This window comes from Vreelandella sp. 2A-K22, assembly GCF_054065485.1.
In genome coordinates, this window is the sequence record NZ_JBSUGC010000009.1 from 139,089 (window position 1) to 158,573 (window position 19,485).

The 19,485-nt window shown below is 54.6% G+C and carries 14 protein-coding genes; 8 read left to right on the forward strand and 6 right to left on the reverse strand.

The features are described 5' to 3' along the window. Positions 1-5 precede the first annotated feature (5 nt). A complete protein-coding gene (locus tag ACW17M_RS13795; protein WP_041158699.1) occupies positions 6-248 on the reverse strand; it encodes a hypothetical protein in 243 nt (80 codons plus the stop codon). A 325-nt stretch (positions 249-573) separates the two neighbouring features. On the opposite strand from ACW17M_RS13795, the gene ACW17M_RS13800 reads away from it, so the two are divergent. The 3 genes from ACW17M_RS13800 (at position 574) to ACW17M_RS13810 (ending at position 4,205) form a co-directional block, all read left to right on the forward strand. Then, on the forward strand, positions 574-1,947 hold the full coding sequence (locus ACW17M_RS13800; protein WP_457547641.1) for an aminotransferase class III-fold pyridoxal phosphate-dependent enzyme: 1,374 nt from the start codon (positions 574-576) through the stop codon (positions 1,945-1,947). Between the two features lie 46 nt (positions 1,948-1,993). Beyond that, entirely contained in the window at positions 1,994-3,490 is a 1,497-nt protein-coding gene (locus tag ACW17M_RS13805) for a CoA-acylating methylmalonate-semialdehyde dehydrogenase (RefSeq protein ID WP_457547642.1), read from the forward strand. Positions 3,491-3,584: 94 nt separating this feature from the next. Further along, positions 3,585-4,205, forward strand: coding sequence for a TetR/AcrR family transcriptional regulator (locus ACW17M_RS13810; RefSeq protein WP_041158696.1), 621 nt, complete (start codon positions 3,585-3,587; stop codon positions 4,203-4,205). A 7-nt stretch (positions 4,206-4,212) separates the two neighbouring features. Here the strand turns inward: ACW17M_RS13810 and ACW17M_RS13815 are convergent, their stop codons facing one another. Next, positions 4,213-4,671: an Lrp/AsnC family transcriptional regulator gene (locus ACW17M_RS13815; RefSeq protein ID WP_027957057.1), complete on the reverse strand. Its 459-nt coding sequence runs from the start codon at positions 4,669-4,671 to the stop codon at positions 4,213-4,215. Positions 4,672-4,796: 125 nt separating this feature from the next. On the opposite strand from ACW17M_RS13815, the gene ACW17M_RS13820 reads away from it, so the two are divergent. After that, positions 4,797-5,759, forward strand: a complete 963-nt coding sequence (locus ACW17M_RS13820; RefSeq protein WP_457547643.1) for a nucleoside recognition domain-containing protein — start codon at positions 4,797-4,799, stop codon at positions 5,757-5,759. Here ACW17M_RS13820 and ACW17M_RS13825 read toward each other — a convergent pair. Next, complete coding sequence (locus ACW17M_RS13825; RefSeq protein WP_138799308.1) at positions 5,742-6,368, reverse strand: LysE family translocator; 627 nt, start codon at positions 6,366-6,368, stop codon at positions 5,742-5,744. The two genes, ACW17M_RS13820 and ACW17M_RS13825, sit on opposite strands and share 18 nt — an antisense overlap. Positions 6,369-6,932: 564 nt before the next feature. Between ACW17M_RS13825 and ACW17M_RS13830 the strand changes: the two genes are divergently transcribed. From ACW17M_RS13830 to ACW17M_RS13840, 3 genes are all read left to right on the forward strand, one after another. Beyond that, positions 6,933-7,565: a hypothetical protein gene (locus ACW17M_RS13830; protein ID WP_457547644.1), complete on the forward strand. Its 633-nt coding sequence runs from the start codon at positions 6,933-6,935 to the stop codon at positions 7,563-7,565. Between the two features lie 23 nt (positions 7,566-7,588). Then, positions 7,589-9,520, forward strand: a complete 1,932-nt coding sequence (locus ACW17M_RS13835) for a hypothetical protein (RefSeq protein ID WP_457547645.1) — start codon at positions 7,589-7,591, stop codon at positions 9,518-9,520. Positions 9,521-9,686: 166 nt separating this feature from the next. Continuing rightward, on the forward strand, positions 9,687-14,606 hold the full coding sequence (locus tag ACW17M_RS13840; protein ID WP_457547646.1) for a DNA repair ATPase: 4,920 nt from the start codon (positions 9,687-9,689) through the stop codon (positions 14,604-14,606). Between the two features lie 123 nt (positions 14,607-14,729). On the opposite strand, the gene ACW17M_RS13845 is transcribed toward ACW17M_RS13840, so the two are convergent. Continuing rightward, a complete protein-coding gene (locus ACW17M_RS13845; RefSeq protein ID WP_457547647.1) occupies positions 14,730-15,284 on the reverse strand; it encodes a TFIIB-type zinc ribbon-containing protein in 555 nt (184 codons plus the stop codon). Between the two features lie 149 nt (positions 15,285-15,433). Beyond that, on the reverse strand, positions 15,434-16,414 hold the full coding sequence (locus ACW17M_RS13850; protein WP_400670410.1) for a LysR family transcriptional regulator: 981 nt from the start codon (positions 16,412-16,414) through the stop codon (positions 15,434-15,436). A 102-nt stretch (positions 16,415-16,516) separates the two neighbouring features. On the opposite strand from ACW17M_RS13850, the gene ACW17M_RS13855 reads away from it, so the two are divergent. Beyond that, complete coding sequence (locus ACW17M_RS13855; RefSeq protein ID WP_457547648.1) at positions 16,517-17,182, forward strand: LysE family translocator; 666 nt, start codon at positions 16,517-16,519, stop codon at positions 17,180-17,182. A gap of 177 nt (positions 17,183-17,359) precedes the next feature. Here the strand turns inward: ACW17M_RS13855 and ACW17M_RS13860 are convergent, their stop codons facing one another. Beyond that, positions 17,360-19,480, reverse strand: a complete 2,121-nt coding sequence (locus tag ACW17M_RS13860) for a TonB-dependent siderophore receptor (protein ID WP_427769507.1) — start codon at positions 19,478-19,480, stop codon at positions 17,360-17,362. Positions 19,481-19,485 lie beyond the last annotated feature (5 nt).

The following is a 19,485-nucleotide window of genomic DNA, read 5'->3' on the forward strand; positions in this document are numbered from 1 at the left end:
CCGTCTTAGTGTTGTTTAGTGGCGCTTTCCGGTGTCGATGTTGGGCTGCCCCAGTTGGTGAAATAGGCCACCAAAAAAAGCGCCGTTAGCACAAACCACCAAAACAAGTTCCACACCAACAGGAAAGGGATACCCATCAACAGGGGCTCTATCCGGTTAGCCAGCATAATGACGGGGCTTTCCAGCATAAAGAAACTGAAAAGCATGACGCTGTAAATCGACAGCTTGAGGGGAGTTAAATACTTCATAGCGAGTTTGCCCTATGTCCATAGTGAATTGTTTATATTGAGTTTGTGAGCGGTATTTTCAGTACGCAGCCACCAACAGCGAGCTTCTTGGAAGCAACGTTATCGGTGCCAAGTACTGGCTGGGCGTGCTCCATGGATTTGTTGTATTTATTCGTATAAATATAATGATTAGGTGCTTTTTTAACCGGCGTCAAGTTCAAGAAGCACGTCAAGATGCCTTGTTACGTATAGATTCTCTAACGTGAACAAAAGAAAAGCATAATTTTATAAACGTGTTTGCTGGCGCATGCTGAGACCAAGTCTTATAGCGATGGAGCTGGACAGCATGTTTGGAATAAAAAGCAAAACGAAGCCTGAAGCATCGAGCTCTTCTATGGAGGAGGTGTCTTCTAAAACGGCACTTAATCAGAACTACTGGATGCCGTTTAGTGCCAACCGCGACTTCCATGCCAACCCGCGTGTGATCACCGGTGCGGAAGGGCGCTACTACATTGATGACCAGGGTCGTAAGCTGTTCGATTCACTTTCCGGGCTATGGACCTGCGGCGCGGGCCACAACCGTGAAGAGATTCAAAAAACCGTAGCGGCGCAGCTAGGTAGCCTCGACTTTGCGCCTGGCTTTCAAATTGGCCATCCGTTGGCGTTTAAACTGGCGGAAAAGGTGGCCAGCCTTACGCCAGCCGGACTGGATCATGTGTTTTTCACCAATTCGGGGTCAGAAGCCGCAGATACCTCGGTCAAAATGGCCAAGGCTTATTGGCGGCTAAAAGGTAAGCCAGAGAAAACGCGCATGATTGGCCGCGCCAAGGGCTACCACGGGGTAAACATTGGCGGCACCAGCCTGGGTGGGATCGGTGGCAATCGCAAACACTACGGTCAGTTGATGGATGTAACCCACCTGCCGCACACCCTTCAAGCGGGTCACGCCTTCACCCGTGGCCAAGCGGAAACCGGTGCCGAGCTTGCCGATGCATTGCTCGATCAAATCGCCCTACATGATGCTTCCACCATTGCTGCGGTGATTGTTGAGCCGATGTCCGGCTCGGCGGGGGTGATCGTTCCGCCGAAAGGTTACCTGGATCGGCTGCGTGAGATCTGCACTGCCCACGACATCCTGCTGATTTTTGACGAAGTGATTACCGCCTTTGGGCGTAGTGGAGCAACCACCGGTGCGGAAGCCTTTGGTGTCACGCCGGATATCATGAACGTGGCGAAGCAGATCACTAACGGCGCAATTCCCATGGGCGCGGTGATCGCGTCCAGCGAGATTTTCGATACCTTTATGCACGCCGGTGGCCCCCAACATGCCGTTGAGTTTCCTCATGGCTACACCTACAGCGCCCATCCGGTGGCCTGTGCGGCGGGTCTGGCGGCGCTTGAGATGATGGAGCGTGAAAACTTCCCTGCTCAGGTCAGCGCCATCGCACCTACCTTTGAGCAGAAGCTACACGCCTTGAAAGGCCGCAATCACGTTGTCGATATTCGTAACTACGGCCTAGCTGGTGCCATTCAGCTAACGCCCCGGGAAGGCGACCCAACGATCCGTCCCCGCGATGCTCACATGGCGCTCTGGGAAGCAGGCTTCTACGTGCGTTACGGCGGCGACACGCTGCAGTTTGGCCCTCCCTTTGGCACCACCGAGGCCGAGCTAGAGCGGCTGTTCGACGCCGTGGCCACCACCCTGGATGCGTTAGCCTAAGATTCGCTGGCATAACCGACTGACCTAAATTTCAGAGAGTTTAAATATGAGTGTTGTTTCCCACCTGATTAACGGCGAGTTAGTTGAAAGTAAGCGTACGCTGGATGTCACCAACCCCTCCACAGGCAAAGTGATTCGCCAAGTGGCGGATGCCAATGCCGCCGATGTAGAGCGCGCCATTACCGCCGCCCAAGAGGCGTTTCCCGCCTGGCGCGATACGCCGCCCGCTAAGCGCGCCCAGGTGATGTACCGCTTTAAGCAATTGCTTGAAGAGAACGCTAACCGCTTGGTACAGCTGGTCAGTGAAGAGCACGGCAAAACTCCCGAAGACGCCATGGGCGAACTCAAGCGCGGCATTGAGAACGTCGAGTACGCCTGTGGGGTGCCAGAGCTGCTCAAAGGAGAGTATTCCCACAATGTAGGGCCAGGCATTGATGCCTGGTCAAACTTCCAGCCATTGGGTGTGGTGGCGGGCATTACCCCGTTTAACTTCCCCGCCATGGTACCGCTGTGGATGTACCCCATGGCGATTGCCTGCGGTAATACGTTTATATTGAAGCCTTCGGAGAAAGACCCTTCGGCGGCCATGGCAGTAGCCGAATTGCTTCAAGAAGCGGGGCTACCCAAAGGTGTAATGAATGTAATCCACGGCGGTCGCGAAGCGGTGGAAACGCTGCTGGATGCCAAGGCTGTTAAAGCCATTTCCTTTGTCGGCTCAACGCCAGTGGCTGAGGCGATCTACTCTCGTGGTTCCGCCGCGGGTAAGCGCGTTCAGGCGTTAGGTGGGGCGAAGAACCACGCCGTGGTGCTGCCGGATGCCGACCTGGAAAACGCTGCCAACACGCTGATGGGTGCGGCCTATGGTAGCTGCGGGGAGCGCTGCATGGCGATCTCGGTAGCGGTATGCGTGGGCGATGAGACCGCAGACCGCTTGGTTGAAACCCTACTTCCTAAAATCGCTCAACTAAAAGTTGGCCCTGGCACCAAGCGGGATCTGGATATGGGGCCGCTGGTGACCGCTGAGCACCGGGATAAAGTCCTCGGCTACATCGAAGATGGCGTAAAGGCTGGCGCGACACTGGTGGCCGATGGTCGCGACCTTCAAGTCTCAGGCTATGAAGAGGGCTATTTCGTGGGCGGCTGCTTGTTCGATAACGTCACCGCCGAAATGCGCATCTACCAGGAAGAGATCTTTGGGCCGGTGCTTTGCGTGGTGCGCGTGGGTAGCCTGGATGACGCCATGCACCTGATCAACGACCACGAGTATGGCAACGGCACTTGCCTGTTTACTCGCGATGGCGAAGCTGCCCGCCGCTTTACCGACGGTATCGAGGTTGGCATGGTGGGCGTGAATGTGCCGCTCCCGGTGCCCGTGGCGTACCACAGCTTTGGTGGTTGGAAGCGCTCGCTGTTTGGGGATCTTCACGCCTACGGGCCGGACTCGGTGCGCTTCTATACTCGCCGCAAAGCGGTCTCCCAGCGTTGGCCGTCGGTGAGCGAGGCCACCCGGGCCGAGTTCTCGTTCCCCAACAATCAAAGTTGACGTCTTAGAGTAACTAGGACATCTTCTCAGCACCGTCGCCCTGCGATGGTGCTTTTTTTGGTGCGTACTTCAGACGTATAGGGACGAGAACAGCGTGGCGAGAACCCAGGACGAAATTCGGCAAACCAACGTAAAAAAGATTCTCCAGGCGGCAGAGCAGTTGTTTGCCGAAAAGGGCTATGCAGGTGCTTCCATGGGCGAAATCGCACAACTGGCAGAGATCCCCAAGTCCAATGTGCACTACTACTTCTCGACCAAAAAAGCGCTGTATCAAGATGTTCTGTTAGAGCTTCTCGAGGTGTGGAAACAGGACGCGCTCTGCTTCGAGCTCTACGATGATCCTCGTGTCGTGCTTTCCACCTATATTCGCGCCAAGATGAACCACTCCCGCAACCGCGCCCACGGCTCGAAAGTTTGGGCGGCCGAAGTCATGCAGGGCGCGCCGATTCTTAAGGAGCGCCTGCGCGACAACCTTTACGAATGGGCCAAGCTTAAGGAGTCGAAAATTCGCGAGTGGGTCGAGTCAGGTCAAATCAACCCTGTCGAGCCTTCCTACCTGCTCTATATGATTTGGGCATCTACCCAGCACTACGCGGATTTCGACTACCAAATCTACCTGCTCAACGACGACCAACCGCTGGACGACTTACAGTTCGAAAAGGCCGTGCAGTCGGTGACCTCGGTGATTTTGCGCGGGATTGGATTGACGGCGTGAGCAGCATTCAACGACTGAGCTGCACAGACGTATCAAACTTATGCCGCTTACGCGACAGTAGCGTGCGGAACTTGCGCAGGTTGTCGTCGCCATAGAGCACGCGATCACAAAAGCTGTCGTACTCATCTAAATCAGCGACTGTCACGATCAATACAAAATCACACTCTCCGGTTACCTGATAGCACTGCTTCACTTCAGGGGCGCTCAGCGCTGTTGTTAAAAAACGCTGGTAGAGTGATTTGTTATCCCGCTCCATGGTGACTTCTACCACCATGTGCAAGCACTGCCCCAAGGCGTCAGGATTGAGTAGTGCTACCTGCTGCTCAATGATTCCAGCGTCGCGTAATCGATTAACGCGCTTTAAACAGGCAGAGGGTGAAAGCCCTATCTCGTCCGCTAGCGCTTGGTTGGTCAGGCTGGAGTTACGCTGAAGTTGGTCAAGGATTCGTCGATCAATGGCGTCCATGAAATAAAATGTCCTTTCTGCGCTCATAAAGAACGAATAGTGATTGTTAGTGCGGAATTGAAAAGAATATTCTGCGCCAGCCCCATTATCATAACCGTTGTTCAAATGATGGCAACGGGGGCTTGATGCAGATAAAAATTCATCATCTATGGGCTTGGGTAACTCACCTATTACAAGACGCGTTGCGCGTGTACCTGACGCTGCTCAAAATCCTGATTCCAGCATTGCTTATCGTCAAAGCATTAGAGCTCTTGGGTGTTATCGGCTGGCTGGGAACGGTATTAGCTCCCTTAATGAGCATACTCGGTTTGCCCGAGCAGTTGGGCGTTGTGTGGGCGGCGGCGCTCTTTACCAACTTGTACACCGCCATTGCGGTATTTCTCCAAGTAGCTGGTGATATGCACTTGAGTGTCGAGCAAGTGACAGTGCTGGGTGCATTAATGCTGGTAGGGCACTCAATTCCTGTTGAAGGGGCCGTTGCCAAGCGCGCTGGCGTACCTTGGTGGGCTACGTTAGTCCTGCGCGTAGGTGGGGCTTTGCTGCTTGCTTGGCTCTTGCACTGCTTCTATTCGTATTTTGGTTTGTTGCAAGCGCCAGTAGCATTGGTATGGCAACCAAGCTTGTCGACAGCGCCAACGCTAAGCAGTTGGGCTATTGCACAGCTTGAAACGCTAGCGCTTATCTTTGTGATTATTTTAGCGCTGATTGTGCTCCTAAAACTTCTGAAAAAGCTCGGCCTGGAGCGCTGGATTCATCTTGGTTTGCTACCGCTACTCAAGCTATTAGGCATTGGCCGTTCGGCAGCGAATGTAACGGTGATTGGTTTTACGTTGGGATTAAGCTACGGCGCGGGGCTGCTGATTCGGGATGTGCAGAACGGGGTGCTTAGCAAGCGTGATAGCACGCTTGCACTGTGCTTTCTCGGCCTCTGCCATAGCGTTATAGAAGACACGCTGCTGATCTTGATGCTGGGGGCCGATATAGCGGGCATTTTATGGGCACGGCTACTCTTTGCCGTTATTGTCACCGCTATGATTGCCCGTTGGCCCGCAACCACAATCAATAGGGCGCTACACCGGCTGCCGTAAGCGTAAAATGGATAGGCCCAATCCGATAAAAGCACTGCCCATCAGGCGATTGACCCATGTCACCCGCGAGCGACTGCTCAGCCAGCGGGCAAGATGCTTGGCAAGGGTGCCGTAGGTCATCAAGGTGACAAAGGAGAGTGCCATGAAGGTACCTACCATGATGGAGAACTGAGGAAGCAAGGCGCGCTGCGTATCCAAAAACTGTGGAAAAAGGGCAGTGAAGAACAGGATCGCCTTAGGGTTGCTCATGGCGACCAGTATGCCTTCACTGACAGTGCGCCATCTGGGAGTGGGTTTTGCCGGGCTGGTTGAGACCGCAAGGGAGGTGTTGCTGCGCCACTGACGAATGCCCAGGTAGATCAAGTAGGCTGCGCCGCCCAGTTTAAGCAGGTTGAACAGCACTTCCGAGGCGTTCAACACCACCCCCAGCCCCAAGACTGCTGCACTGGCCAGTATGAGTAGGCCAGTGATATTGCCCAGCGACGAAAGCGCCACGCGTTTGGCTCCTCCTGCCATGCCATTGCGCACCGCGACTAGAAAAGCGGGCCCGGGGCTGGCAATGCTGACTAGTGCCACGGCAACAAAAAGCAACCAAGTGGAAAGCAGCATGGGCGCATCTCCTGACGGGGTTGAAGTGACTCATCGCATTAATCCTAATGGATAACACCCGTGTAGACGACTAAAAAGCGTATTTAAGGTGTGGCGAATAAAATGAATGTGTTTCGCGCAATATAGGACTTGTCCTTTCGGTTTCCGGGTCAGGAAGTGGTCGGGTCGGCGACTCAAACTCTCAGCAAGCCTCTAATATCTCTTTTGACAGAGACTCCCCGTTCAGTGTGCGTGCGTACTGTGACAGCTAAACTTTGCTGGCGACCAAAAGGGCGGTCAGCGATCTTAGGCAATTCTGCCCAAAATACCGGATTTTGTAAGACATTCGCTATTGGGTTTGTAAGATATCTCTTAAAAATCGATGACTGAATTGATTTTGCTAGGAGATGCTGTAGTTTTTCCCGGCGTTGCTATCAGGGTTAAAGTCCTAAGCAATAAATGGCATCGACTTAATACGACTTTTTATAGAAGAGCCCTTTCTCAACAAGATGAAAAAGGGCGATCCCTCATGGCGGCATTCAGTATTGATGGCGCTTGTGTTTAGCCTTACTGGGTTTCAGGCGCATGCCTTTATTTATTTCGATTATTACCAGCTTTCCTACCGTCATCTTTACAGTACTGCTAAGTGTCGCCGTTCTTTACTGGTTAGTTTCGCTATCGGGATTGGTCGATAGCGACGTAGTCGAGGGTGATGTTGGCGAAGGCGGTTCGCTGGCGCTGGGTGGTTTACTGGCAACGCTGGGCTTGCACGGCGTTCCCCTGCCGCTAGTGATTACGCTGCTGGCATTAACCGGCTGGCTGTTTAGCTATTTCGCAATGCTGTTGTTAGGAACACACCTAAACCCAGGCCTTTTGCTGTGGGTGTTTAATGGCGTCGTGCTGATATTAGGGTTTGTTGTCGCCACTATCATCACGTCCTTGCTGATTCGCCCTATGCGGCCCCTTTTTCGCCCCGCTCAGCACCTGCCTATTGAACAGCGTTTGACAGGTAAGCAATGCACGGTTCGTTCGGCAGAGGTGACAAAAGAGAAAGGCCGCGCCGATGCGCATATAGATGGTGACCATCTTATTTTGCAAGTGCGAAGCGACTCAGCGCTGGTGCGCGGTGAGCGCGCCATCATTATTCAGTACCTGTTGACTGAAGATGCGTACTGGGTGGTATCTGAAAAAGATTTTGAAGCCGGCTTAGCCGATTAATTGCCTTGGTGCAGGAGATAAAGATGGATTTGTCGTGGATCATGCCACTACTGGTTAGTGTCAGTGTGATTGTTATTGCACTGCTTGCAATACTGGCACTGTTTAAAGCCTTTTATCGAAAAATAGATCAAGGCCAGGCATTAATCGTCAATGACCTTTCCGCAACGCCCAAGGTTTACTTTACCGGGGCTATGGTGCTGCCCGTTGTTCACCGTTCCGAAACCATGAAGGTATCGGTGATCACCCTGGAGCTCAATCGTACCGGGAAAGAGGGGCTGATTTGCCGCGATAATTTGCGTGCCGACATTAGCGTAGCATTCTACCTACGCGTCAATGCCACTGCCGAAGACGTCTTGCGCGTTGCTAAATCCGTTGGCGTAGGCCGCGCCTCCGATCGCGATGCCGTTAATGAGTTATTTAACGCCAAGTTCAGCGAAGCATTGAAGACCGTCGGTAAAAAGATGGACTTCATGCAGCTCTTCGAAGAGCGCCAGCAGTTCCGCGACGCCATTGTTGAGACCATTGGCCAGGATCTTAATGGCTACATTCTCGAAGACGTTGCCATTGATTATTTAGAGCAAACGCCGAAAAGCTCGCTGGATCCGAACAACATCCTGGATTCAGAAGGTATCAAATGCATCACCGAGATTACCGCCCGGCACAATGTTGAGACCAACCGTCTGGAGCGCGACCAAGAGCTGGAAATTCAGCGCAAGAATGTATCGGCTCGCGAGGCTGCATTAGAGCTTGAGCGAACTCAGGCCGATGCCGAGGCGCGTCAGCGTCGTGAAATCGAAAGCTTGCAGTCTCGTGAGCAGTCCGAAGCCGAGCAGGTGCTACAGCAAGAACGTGCGAAAAGCGAAGCCGCGCGGATTAAAACCGACGAAGAGCTAGCGATTGCTGAAGAGAACAAGCAGCGCCAGATCGAAATGGCCACCAAGGCCCGTGAGCGTGCCGTCCAGATCGAAGAGGTGCGCATTCGTCAGGCGAAAGAGCTTGAGGATGTGACCCGTGAACGTGCGGTAGAAATTGAACGAATCGGTATGGAAAAAGCGCTGGAAGAAGAGCGCAAAGAGATTGCCGACATTACCAGCCAGCGTATTGCGGTTGAACGCAGCGTGGCGGAAGAAGAAGAGAATATTAACGATGTGCGCAACCGCGCCGAGGCGGAGCGCCAGAAGGTCACTCGCTTGACCGCTGCTCAAGCCGAAGCGGAAGAGCGCAAGCTCAAAGAGGTGCGCGCCGCGGAAGCAGTGTTCGAGCGCTCCAAGCTGGAAGCGGAGGAAGCGGTTATTCGCGCCCAAGCCGATCTAGATGCGGCAGAGAAGAAATCCGCCGCAGAAGAGAAGCAGGCACGCGGTCACCAAGCGCTTGCCGCCGCAGACGGGCTGGCCGAAGCGCAAGTGCTGGAAGCGCGTGCTCACGCCCAGCGCAGCGAAGGCTTTGCCCTTGCCGAGGTTAAAACGGCCAATGCGAAAGCTGATGAAGATGCCGGACTAGCGGAAGTGCGTATTCTTGAACAGCGCCTTGAAGCCGAGGCCATGGGCGAGGAAAAACTGGGCACCGCGAAAGCGCAGGCCCGGGAAGCAATGGCCAAAGCCGAAGCGAATGGTTTGGTCGAGAAGCTGCGCGCTTACGACAATATGTCCGAAGAGGCTCGCCACTTCGAAGAGTTCCGCATGAACCTGGAAGTGCACAAGAAAGAAGTCATGGCGCAAATCGAAGCCCAGCGCATCGGTATGCTCGAAAATGGCAAGGTAATGGCTGCCGCGATGCACAATGCCAAGTTTGAACTGATTGGAGGCGACAGCGATGTGTTTGAAAAGCTCACCGCCGGCCTAGGCTACGGTAAAGCGGTTCAAGGAGTGCTCGATAAGTCGCCAGCGTTGCAAGCCACTCTGGCGGGCTTAGCGAATCGTGCCATGAGTTCTGGCAAATCCTCTGAAACTGCCTAAAGGACAGGGCGGCTCACTATGGGGAGAGCCGCCTTACTTTTGCCGGTAGTGTCGCGCCAAGCGGCCGGTGAACTATCCAGGCAGTTTTCGTGAAAGCCTAAGACCGCAACTGTCAGCCAATTGCGGTCTTTGCTATTTCTAGTGAGCACTTTTCAGGATGAATACTATGTCGAAGGAGCACTCTTCGGTTGAAAACATCGTCAGAGAAAGCACCGCATTCGAGACGATTCAGCGGCGCTTGAGAACCCAGGGCGGCGAACTGGGCGCTTCGATCGGTAAGCTGAACGAAGCTCGCGCTGATGTTTTTGGTAGCAGTAGTATGGCGCTGTTGGGCAGGGCCCGGGTACGTACCGAAAATAACGCCATTGCCCGCGATATGGTGCGTATTGGCGAGCAAATCCTGTTTGGCTTTAACGTGCAATTGGGGTTGCGCAAAGAGCTTGAGGCGAGCGATATCTTTGCGCTTTATCACCTCAAAGATGATGAAGAGGGGCTTGAGTTAAGCGAAGCGCCGATGGCGGATAGCTTCCTCACCGAGAGCCGCTTTGTTCAGGATTTCAAAGAACTACAGAAATACTACAGTCACGCTACGCTGGTTCAACTGGTCACCCTGAACAACAAACTGCTGATCGCTTTTCAAATTGGTGAAAAACTTAGCGACCTGCGTGTCTTCCGCTGGGAATTAGCCGCGAGCGGCGAGGTGAGCCGCTATATCGATAATCGTGGTGAGCGTGACCTGATCTTTCCTGACCGCTTTGCTTTCCCCTGGCAGACAGCAGGCCGGGATATGCAAGAGCAAGGCCGTGCGCCCCATCTGAATATCCTTGATACGGTCTTCGTTGATAACCTGCGCGGTAACATTACCTTCAAGATCGAGAACAACACCAGCAGCGGCGAGGGGGTATTTGCCGACCCGGTGGAGTCTGACTCCCAGTCGCTGGACGATGCCAGCTTTGAATACGCCGATCTTGGTGCCGTCGTACTTGTTCGTATCCTGCCTTTTAATGAGCAGCAGTGGCGTTACTACCTTTTCAATCGCGCTGAACAACACGTTAAACGTGTCGATGCCATGGCGGGCTCGGTGGTTGAACTGCCGGAAAACCACGGCCTGATTTTCCCTTCAGGCTACTACTTAAATACCGGGGAGTTGACCACCTACGAAGTGCCCGAGGAAGATCTGCGCTTCAAGCGCATGGTACGCTCGCCAAACGGCGAAGATGTTCTGTATATCTTCTACGCGCCGCAAACAGGGCAGGTGGTGCTTTACCGTTATAACCTGATCCGCAAGCAGGTCGATACTCCTATGGTGGGGCATGGGGCGGCAATACTTGAAAACGGCCATCTGGCGATTTTTTATGCCGAAGATGAGCCAACGCTGGTACACCCCATCCAGGTGTGGGCAACGCCCTTTATGTCGGAGCGCTTCCATGCCCAGGACGCGGTGCGCAACGACACGCCACTAGGTCGAATCGGCAATCCTGACCTGGTGCGCGGTATTGCCGAGCTCAATAGCATTGTGCAGCTCGCTAACGAGCAGCAGGCGTCCGAGCGTCACTTTAACGCCATTATTCGTCGGGTCGACCGCACGCTGAACCAGTTCCACTGGATTGGTGAAGCTGACTTTAAAACCATTCACGCCGCCCTTGAGCAGCTAAAGCACACCGCTGAACTGATGCTCGATGAGTATGAGAAAGTCCAGGCGATTCGTGCCCAGACTGCTCAGGCGCTAGACGAGGTTGAGAAACAGCAGGCGGCGCTGCTGCGGGAGCTCAAGCCCAGTAGTTGGAAAACCCCCGACCTATTCGTTACCTACCTGAAACACTTACGCGACCATCGTGGCCGACTGATGGCGCTGCGCGAGCGCCGTTACCTGGATGAAGGGCGCCTGCAAACGTTAGAGCAAGCGCTGGATAAAGCGGAACAGTCGCTGACCCAGCAGACCTTTAGCTTTCTTGCTCAGCCAGAAGCGCTAGATGGCTACCGGGAAACCCTGGCGACGTTGAGAGAGCAGGTGGGTGAGGCAGAGAATCGCCAGCAGTTGGCGGAGTGCGTAGGGCGTTACCGCGAGTTGACGGTGGGTCTGGATATGATCCAAGGGCTGCTATCGTCGATGTCTGGCGGCGATGCTATTGAGCAAACGCGGATTACCGAGAATATCTCCAGCATCTACGCCTCGATTAATCAGCAGCGTTCCGAAGCGGAGATCCGTTTAAGAGAGCAGGGGAGCGCAGAGGCTCAGGCACAGTTTGCAGCCCAGATTCGCCTGTTTGAGCAGAGCCTGGCTAATGGCGTGGGTGCGCTGCGGGAGCCCGATGACTGCGACCAGCTGATGACGCGTATCCTCGACCAACTCCAGGAGCTGGAGAGTCAGTTCGGCGAATTTGATGAATTTTTAACCACCATTCTTGAACAGCGTGAAAGCGCCCACGAAAGTATCGAAGCACGCCGCCAGCAGCTGCAGGATGAGCGTCAACGGCGCGTCTCTACACTAACCGATGCCAGTCAGCGAATCTTGGCCAATGTGGAGCGGCGCACGGAACGCTTTGAAACCCTGGAAGAGCTGCATAGCTTCTTCGCAGCCGATGCCATGGTGGGCAAAGTGCGTAGCATGATCAATGAGCTACGCGAGATGGGCGGTAACCTTGAGGCGGATGATATCGCCGGGCGTCAACGCTCCTCCCAGGATGCCGCCATGCGTAGCGTGCGCGACCGTTCCGATATTTATGAATCCGGTGGTGATGTTATTCGCCTGGGGCCGCGCCACCGCTTCAGCGTCAACCAGCAGCATCTCGACTTAACCCTGGTGCCTCGCCAAGAGCGCATCATGCTGCATCTGACGGGCACGCAATATTACGAGCCGCTTGAGGATGAACGGCTGACCGAGCTGCAAGACTACTGGAGTATGCTGCTGCCTTCGGAAAGCCCCGCGGTCTATCGCGCCGAGTATCTTGCCTATCGCTTTATGGACGAGTTGGCGAAGCCCGGTGCTAAGCCCATTAATGTCGAAGATTTTAGCGAGCTTCAGCGTCAGATTGCCAATTTTGCCTCGCCGCGCTATCGCGAAAGCTACGAAAAAGGCATCCACGACCACGACGCTGCGTTAATCGTACGCACCTTGTGGCCAGCCCGCCAAAGTGCGGGCTTGCTAGGGTTTGGGCCACTGCCCCGGGCATTGGCAATGCTCTTCTGGGCCGACCGTATTCATGATGAAGAGGCGAGCCGTAACCTTCGCGCTCGCTGTCTTTCGGCAGGCATTCTGTGCCGCATTATGAATAACGAGGATCTGCTACTGGCTTTGATTCAGGAAGTGCAGCCGCAGCTTGATGCTTTTGTATCGGCCCAACAGATCAAGTGCTCGGTGAGTCAGATAAGCAGTGCCACTGACTTTTTGGTGCGCCAGTTGGCTGAAGAGGGCGAACTTTTTCCGGTCACCCAGTACGCCGCCAGCCTGGTAGAGAGCTTTACCACCTCCATGCAGCAGCAGGGCTACTACGCACACTTCCAAGAGGCCTTGGCCGTAGTGGCGGGTAACCCCGGCGCCCGCTGGGTGATCACCTCCCATTGGCTGCAGGCCCACGCGGGGCAAGCCAAGCAAGAGGCGTTGCTGCACTACCTGCCTGAAGCGATTGCTATGCTAAACACGGCTGACCGGTTAAGCACCGCTCCCCATAATGTCGAACTAGCCTTCACCGTTACCGGTTTGCTGGGCCAGCACGGGCGTCTTGAACAACAAAAGCTCACGCTTCAACTAGACGACTTTCAGGAGCGACTGCGCCATCACGAGAAGGTCGTTATACGCGACTGGACGGCGTTACAAGAGCGTCGCCAGCTCATTCTACGCGAGCAGCGGGAGCGGTTGCGGCTCGAAGAGTACCTGCCGAAGCCACTCAACTCCTTTGTACGCAACAAGCTGATTACCGAAAGCTACCTGCCCATTATCGGCGATAACCTAGCCAAGCAGATGGGCACGGTAGGTGATACGCGGCGCACGGATAATAGTGGTTTGTTGATGATGATCTCCCCGCCCGGCTACGGTAAAACCACCCTGATGGAGTATGTGGCGAACCGCCTGGGGCTGATCTTTATGAAGATTAACTGCCCAAGCCTTGGCCACGATGTGACCTCGCTGGATCCTAACGCGGCGACGCACTCCACCGCCCGGGCCGAGCTGATCAAGCTCAACCTCGCATTTGAAATGGGCAACAACGTCATGCTCTATCTGGATGATATTCAGCATACTCACCCGGAGTTTTTGCAGAAGTTTATCTCGCTATGCGACGGCAGCCGTCGGGTAGACGGTATCTGGAATGGGCGCACCAAGACCTACGATATGCGCGGTAAGCGTTTCTGTATCGCCATGGCGGGTAACCCCTACACCGAAAGTGGCGACGTGTTCAAAGTGCCTGACATGCTGGCCAACCGCGCCGACGTTTATAACCTGGGCGATGTATTAAACGGCATGGAGGAGGTGTTTGCGCTCTCCTACATCGAGAATGCCATGAGTGCCAATACGGTGCTTGCCTCTTTGGCCACACGCGGTATGGACGATTTCTACCGCTTTGTTGATATCGCCATGGGCCGCGAGGTGCCGAGCACCGACTTTGAACACGACTATAGCGCCGCAGAGCGCGAAGAGATCGTGGCGGTGCTGAAGAATATGTTTAAAGCACGAGAAGTGGTGCTGCGAGTTAATCAACAGTACATCACCTCCAGTGCTCAGGCTGACGAGTACCGTACCGAGCCGCCGTTCCGCCTACAGGGCAGCTATCGCAATATGAATCGGTTGGCGGAGAAGATGTCACCGATCCTTAGCGACGATGAGCTTGAAGCGATCATTGATGATCACTATGTCGGGGAAGCGCAGCTGTTAACCCACGGCGCTGAAGAGAACCTACTCAAGCTGAAAGAGTTGAGAGGCACCTTGAGCGAAGCGGAAAAGCAGCGCTGGGAAGCGATTAAACGTGAGTTCCAACGTCGGCAACTAACCGGAGGCAATGAAGAGACCGGTGCCTTGGTGGTTCGCCAGTTAAGCTTAATTGCTGAAGGGGTTGGGCAGTGGGGGAAGGTAAGGTCGGGGGAGAGTTGATGCCGACTACATTGCCGCCCCCTGGCTAATCATTTGTTATCGATAATGATGCTGGGTCGATAACAAATAAGCCGCTGTTAATCAGCGGCTTATTTTTTATCTAAAAGCCCCCACCTAAAGCACTTAATCAATAGCGGAGAAAGGATTTTCTGCCATTAAGAAAGCGCGTAAATCGGATTTTTGAGCGTGGTTATGTAGCCACTCACGAACGTCGCAGGCTTTTTGATAATCGGACTCGCCAAATTTGCTGCGATAAAGATTTTCAAAGGTGTCACTGGTCTTTTCCTGACGTATCCGCTTTTGCCAGGCGTCTGTCAGTATGCTGTTCAAATTGCCAGCCAGTCCTTCCGCAACCAGCATTTCCCACTCACCTTTATTCAACCAAACGCCCCCAACGCGGGCGCTATAGTCGATTCGGTGGGCATTATCTTTAGTAATGCGAAACTTACTCATAATGCCGCCGGTCACTGGGCAAATCAGTGCGACTACGGTGTCTCCAGCTTCAATGCTCTCAACACAAATGTCATCAAACACGTGTTCGGGATGACGCTCTTTCCAACTTATGTAATCTTCAATCAATATCCAATTTCCGCCGCAGTTGTTGCAAGTATGACTGCGGAAAAGAGCATCAATAAAGCTGGGGACTAAGTTTCCCTGCTGGCATGCGGTACATTTCATTGGCGCGTTCCTGCTATTAAGTCCATGATATCTTTCTCATGTACGAAAGTTGTCACAAAGGCTAATTAAGAGCAAGTTGTCACGCCGAGAAATTAACACTTAAAACTTAACCGATGCCTGCAGGCTAACTTCCAGTGGGTCGCCGACCACTAAAAGGAGGTTTCAGGCGATTCGTAGGGAGGGGCCGATAGTTCTAGTAGTTCCTGGGGTGGCTCTTTATACAAAGTGGGTTCCTGACCCAGTCGCTCGGCCATGAAACTGATAAAAGCACTGAGTTTCGGCGGAAGATATCGAGTTGGTGGATAAAGCACCCAGGCCTCGCCGCAATAATAATGGGTCTTGAATTCCCATTCCGGAAGTACTTGGACGATATGTCCCTGCTGCAACGCATGGCGAGCAGTGAAGTACGGCAAGCTGCCAATGCCAAGGTGTTGCAAGACCGTATCCAGCCTTGCACCAGTGTGATTGACCGCATAGCGACCATGCACATTGACGCTCACGTTCTTGCCGTTGCGCTGGAATTTCCAGCGGGAATCACCGGGCTCCTCGCCCAGAAAAATGCAATTGTGCACTTTCAGATCGTGCGGGTGCTCTGGTGTGCCTTGACGCTTGAGATAGTCCGGCGTCGCGCAAAGCATGTGGTCGATGTCAATGAGCTTTCGCCCCATAAGACCTGGTGAAGGGCGATCAGTAATGCGGATTGCCAGATCCACCTGATCATCGATCAAGTCCACATAGCTGTCCTTGAGCTGTAACAGAACATCGATTTTGGGATAACGCGCCAGGAAGTCAGGAATGTGGGGGTGGATGACAAAACGTCCTACCGCCTTCGGTACACTGACTCGTATTAGACCTTGTGGTTCTGGGTCGAACTGCCCGGAAACGGCCATCACGGCTTGCGCTGCGCTCACCATATCGACGCAACGTCTATGAACCTCATGCCCGCTTTCGCTCAGCCGCAGTTTGCGGGTCGTGCGCTGGAGCAGCCGGGTACCCAGCGCCTTCTCCAGGCGGGCAACCGAGCGGCTGATTGCCGAGGGCGTTGCGCCCAACTGGCGTGCCGTTTCTGAAAAGCTGCCGGTTTCGACCACCTTGACGAAGACCGCCATTTCGCCCAACAGGGCGACCATCTTATTTGTGCTCATGAGGCAAAAAATATTTGAATTTATGCTGGATTATCGCAGCCGCTCTTTATCAATACAATTGATAGTCGATGAGAGAGGAGCGGATATATGACACCGGATTATCTGGCGGAATTTCTCGCCCTGGCCGCCATCCACTTTCTTGCAGTCGTGGCGCCGGGGCCGGATTTCGCCGTTACGATTCGCCAGAGCGTGCTCTATGGGAGGCGTCTAGGCATCGCTACGGCGGTTGGCATTGGTGCCGGTATCTCGGTACATGTGATCTATACCTTGCTGGGGGTCGGCGCGTTGATGCACACAACCCCCTGGTTACTGAGTGCGGCCGAGTTGGTGGGCGGAGCCTACCTGTTATATCTCGGCATCATGTTCATCCGGCAGGCAGGCAAGCACACAGCCGGGTTGGCGCTGGATGCCGCAGCCGAGAGAGGGGCAAGGAGCTTTCGACAGTCGTTCGCGTTGGGGTTTCTGACTAATGCTACCAACCCCAAGGCGACGCTGTTTTTCCTGGCCGTGTTCACGACTGTGGTCAGTGATTCGACGCCATTGCGCATTCAAATGCTTTATGGCGGCTGGATGTGCCTGGTCAATGCCGGTTGGTTCGTGTTGGTCAGCCTTGTGTTTACCAGCCCGCCTGTTCGCGAGCGATTTCTGCGTATCGGTCACTGGTTCGAGCGGGTGATGGGAGTGCTGCTCATCGCCTTTTCGATGCGTTTGTTGTGGGGGATTGGAGGAATGATGTTCACTTTTTCACAATGAGAAGGGGACTCAAATCTTGTACACGGAATAACTGGTAGCTCTGTCTAGTCCTGAAATAGATTGACACCTATTTCACCTCAAAACGCCCGATGTACTGTATCGGGCGTATTCAAGCACTATTCTTCCGACTTTGGCAGCCGTCACATTTGGTTGAAGCCTATAAAGGGAATTCCCTGTTCAAAACTTCACCGACGCCTGCAGGCTAACTTCCAGTGGGTCGCCGACCACTACCCGTGTGCTGCCGCCGCTTGAAGGGTAGTAAGTGGTGTCGAACAGGTTCTTGGCGTTGAGCTGCAGGTGCAGGTTGTCGCCCAGCCAAGGGGTATCCCAGCCGATAAACGCATCGGCGACGGTGTAGGCGTCTAGCTGGAAACTATTGTCGGCATCGCCTTCGCGCTCACCCACATAACGAACCCCGCCGCCCAGGCGCCAGTTGCCCAGTTCCGGGCCGGTAGCTAGGTCGTGAGCCAAATAAAGGCTTGCGGTGTGGCGTGCGGCGTTGGTTAGCCGGTTACCCTCGGTACCTTCGGTATCTTTCAACACCTCGGTATCGGTATAGGCGTAAGCGCCTAACAGCGAAAGCTGATCGGTCAACTGGCCGGAAACCGTTAGCTCCACACCCCGGGAGCCCGCTTCGCCTACCGTGCGGGTGACGCCGTTGTCGGAGACGGCGACATTCTCCTTGCGGATATCAAATAGCGCAGCGGCTAACGAGAGCTGGTCGTTCCATAGGTGTTTGACGCCGATCTCACTGCCCATACTGTGCTCAGGATCCAGCGTCTTGCCCGTATCGCTGTCGGCGCCATTGGGCACAAAGGCTTCGCTATAGCTGGCATAAACCGACGTATCCGGAGTCAGGCGATGCAGCAGGCTGACCGACGGCAGGAAAATATCGTCGCTGATATCGGTGGCGGTCACGAAGGGGCGGCCACGGCCACCAAACTGCTCATAGCGGGTATAGCGCCCGCCTAGCCCCAGCGTCCAGCGGTCGTTGAAGTGCCAACGGTCATTGAGATAAACGCCGGTCGTATTAATCTCATCCAAGCGGTTGCTTCGCGAGGTGTTAAGGCGATCTCTATCCAGATTAAGACCGCCGTAGCTCATATCATAAATATTCTGGTCGGTGACCGCCGAGCCGCGATACACATCGCCCACGTAATCCCGGCGGCGTTCGTGATCAATCCCGACGGTCAGGTCGTGACGCATGTCAGCCAGAGTGGCGGTACCGGTGGTATCCCAGGCGGTGTATTGCACACGGCGGTCAAAGCCATAATTAGCGTCTGCACGGCGGGTTAGTGCGCCGGTATCTTCATTCACACGCAGTACCCGCGGTTGGCCATCGCTGTACTGGCGGCGGTTCCAGCCGTAGGTCAATCTTGTCGACCAGTTGTCGTTGATATCCTGCTCCCACCAGGCGGTGACCGCTTCGTCGTGACCAAATACCCGCGACCAGGGTTCATCGAAACGGCGGTCATTGGGTACCTTGGCGGGCTCACCGTCGACAATCACCGTGCCGCGATCCAGATCCAGGTCGTAGTCGCGATACTCATAGGAGATCTGCGCGCGACTGTCGCTGCCTTCCCAGCGTAGCGAGGGGGCAACGGTAGTGCGTCGATTGTTACCGAAGGCTCGAAAGGAGTCTTCATCTTCATGGTGGACGATAAAGCGGAAGGCAAGCCCGGTATCGGCAAGCGGGCCAGTGACATCGACGCTGGCATTGCCGCCACCCAAGGAGGTGGCTTCGGCGCTGATTTCGCGCTGCCACTCGTACTCAGGGCGTTTGGTCACCAAATTGATTACCCCGCCAGGATCCTGCTGGCCTTGGAAGAGCGAGGCTGGCCCTTTGAGCACTTCGACATGATCCACTGTCGCCATGGAGAAGGTGCCCCGGGGCTGGCGAATGCCGTCGATCAACGTCGAACCATCGCTGTTGCTGCCAAAGCCGCGTTTGATATAGCCATCCTCGGTGCCCCCCATATTGTTGCCTTCGGTGACCCCCGCAACCATCGCCATCGCCTCAGTGAGGCTGTCGATATTATGATCGGCCATCACCTGGGCGGTGACCGTCTCTACGGTGCGGGCTTCTTCCAGAAACGACACCGGCTGTTTGCTGGCCAAACTAGAACGCTGGGCACGATAACTCTGCGGGGCCACGTCAGTGAGGCGATCCGAAGTGACGATCAGTGTTTCTGAAACTGTTTCTGAAGTAGTCTCGTTGGCTTGTTGCGCGAAGGCATATGGCAGCGGGTTCAGCAGTAGCAGCGGCGAAAACAGTGCAATGGTTCGAGAACGGCGCATGGGCG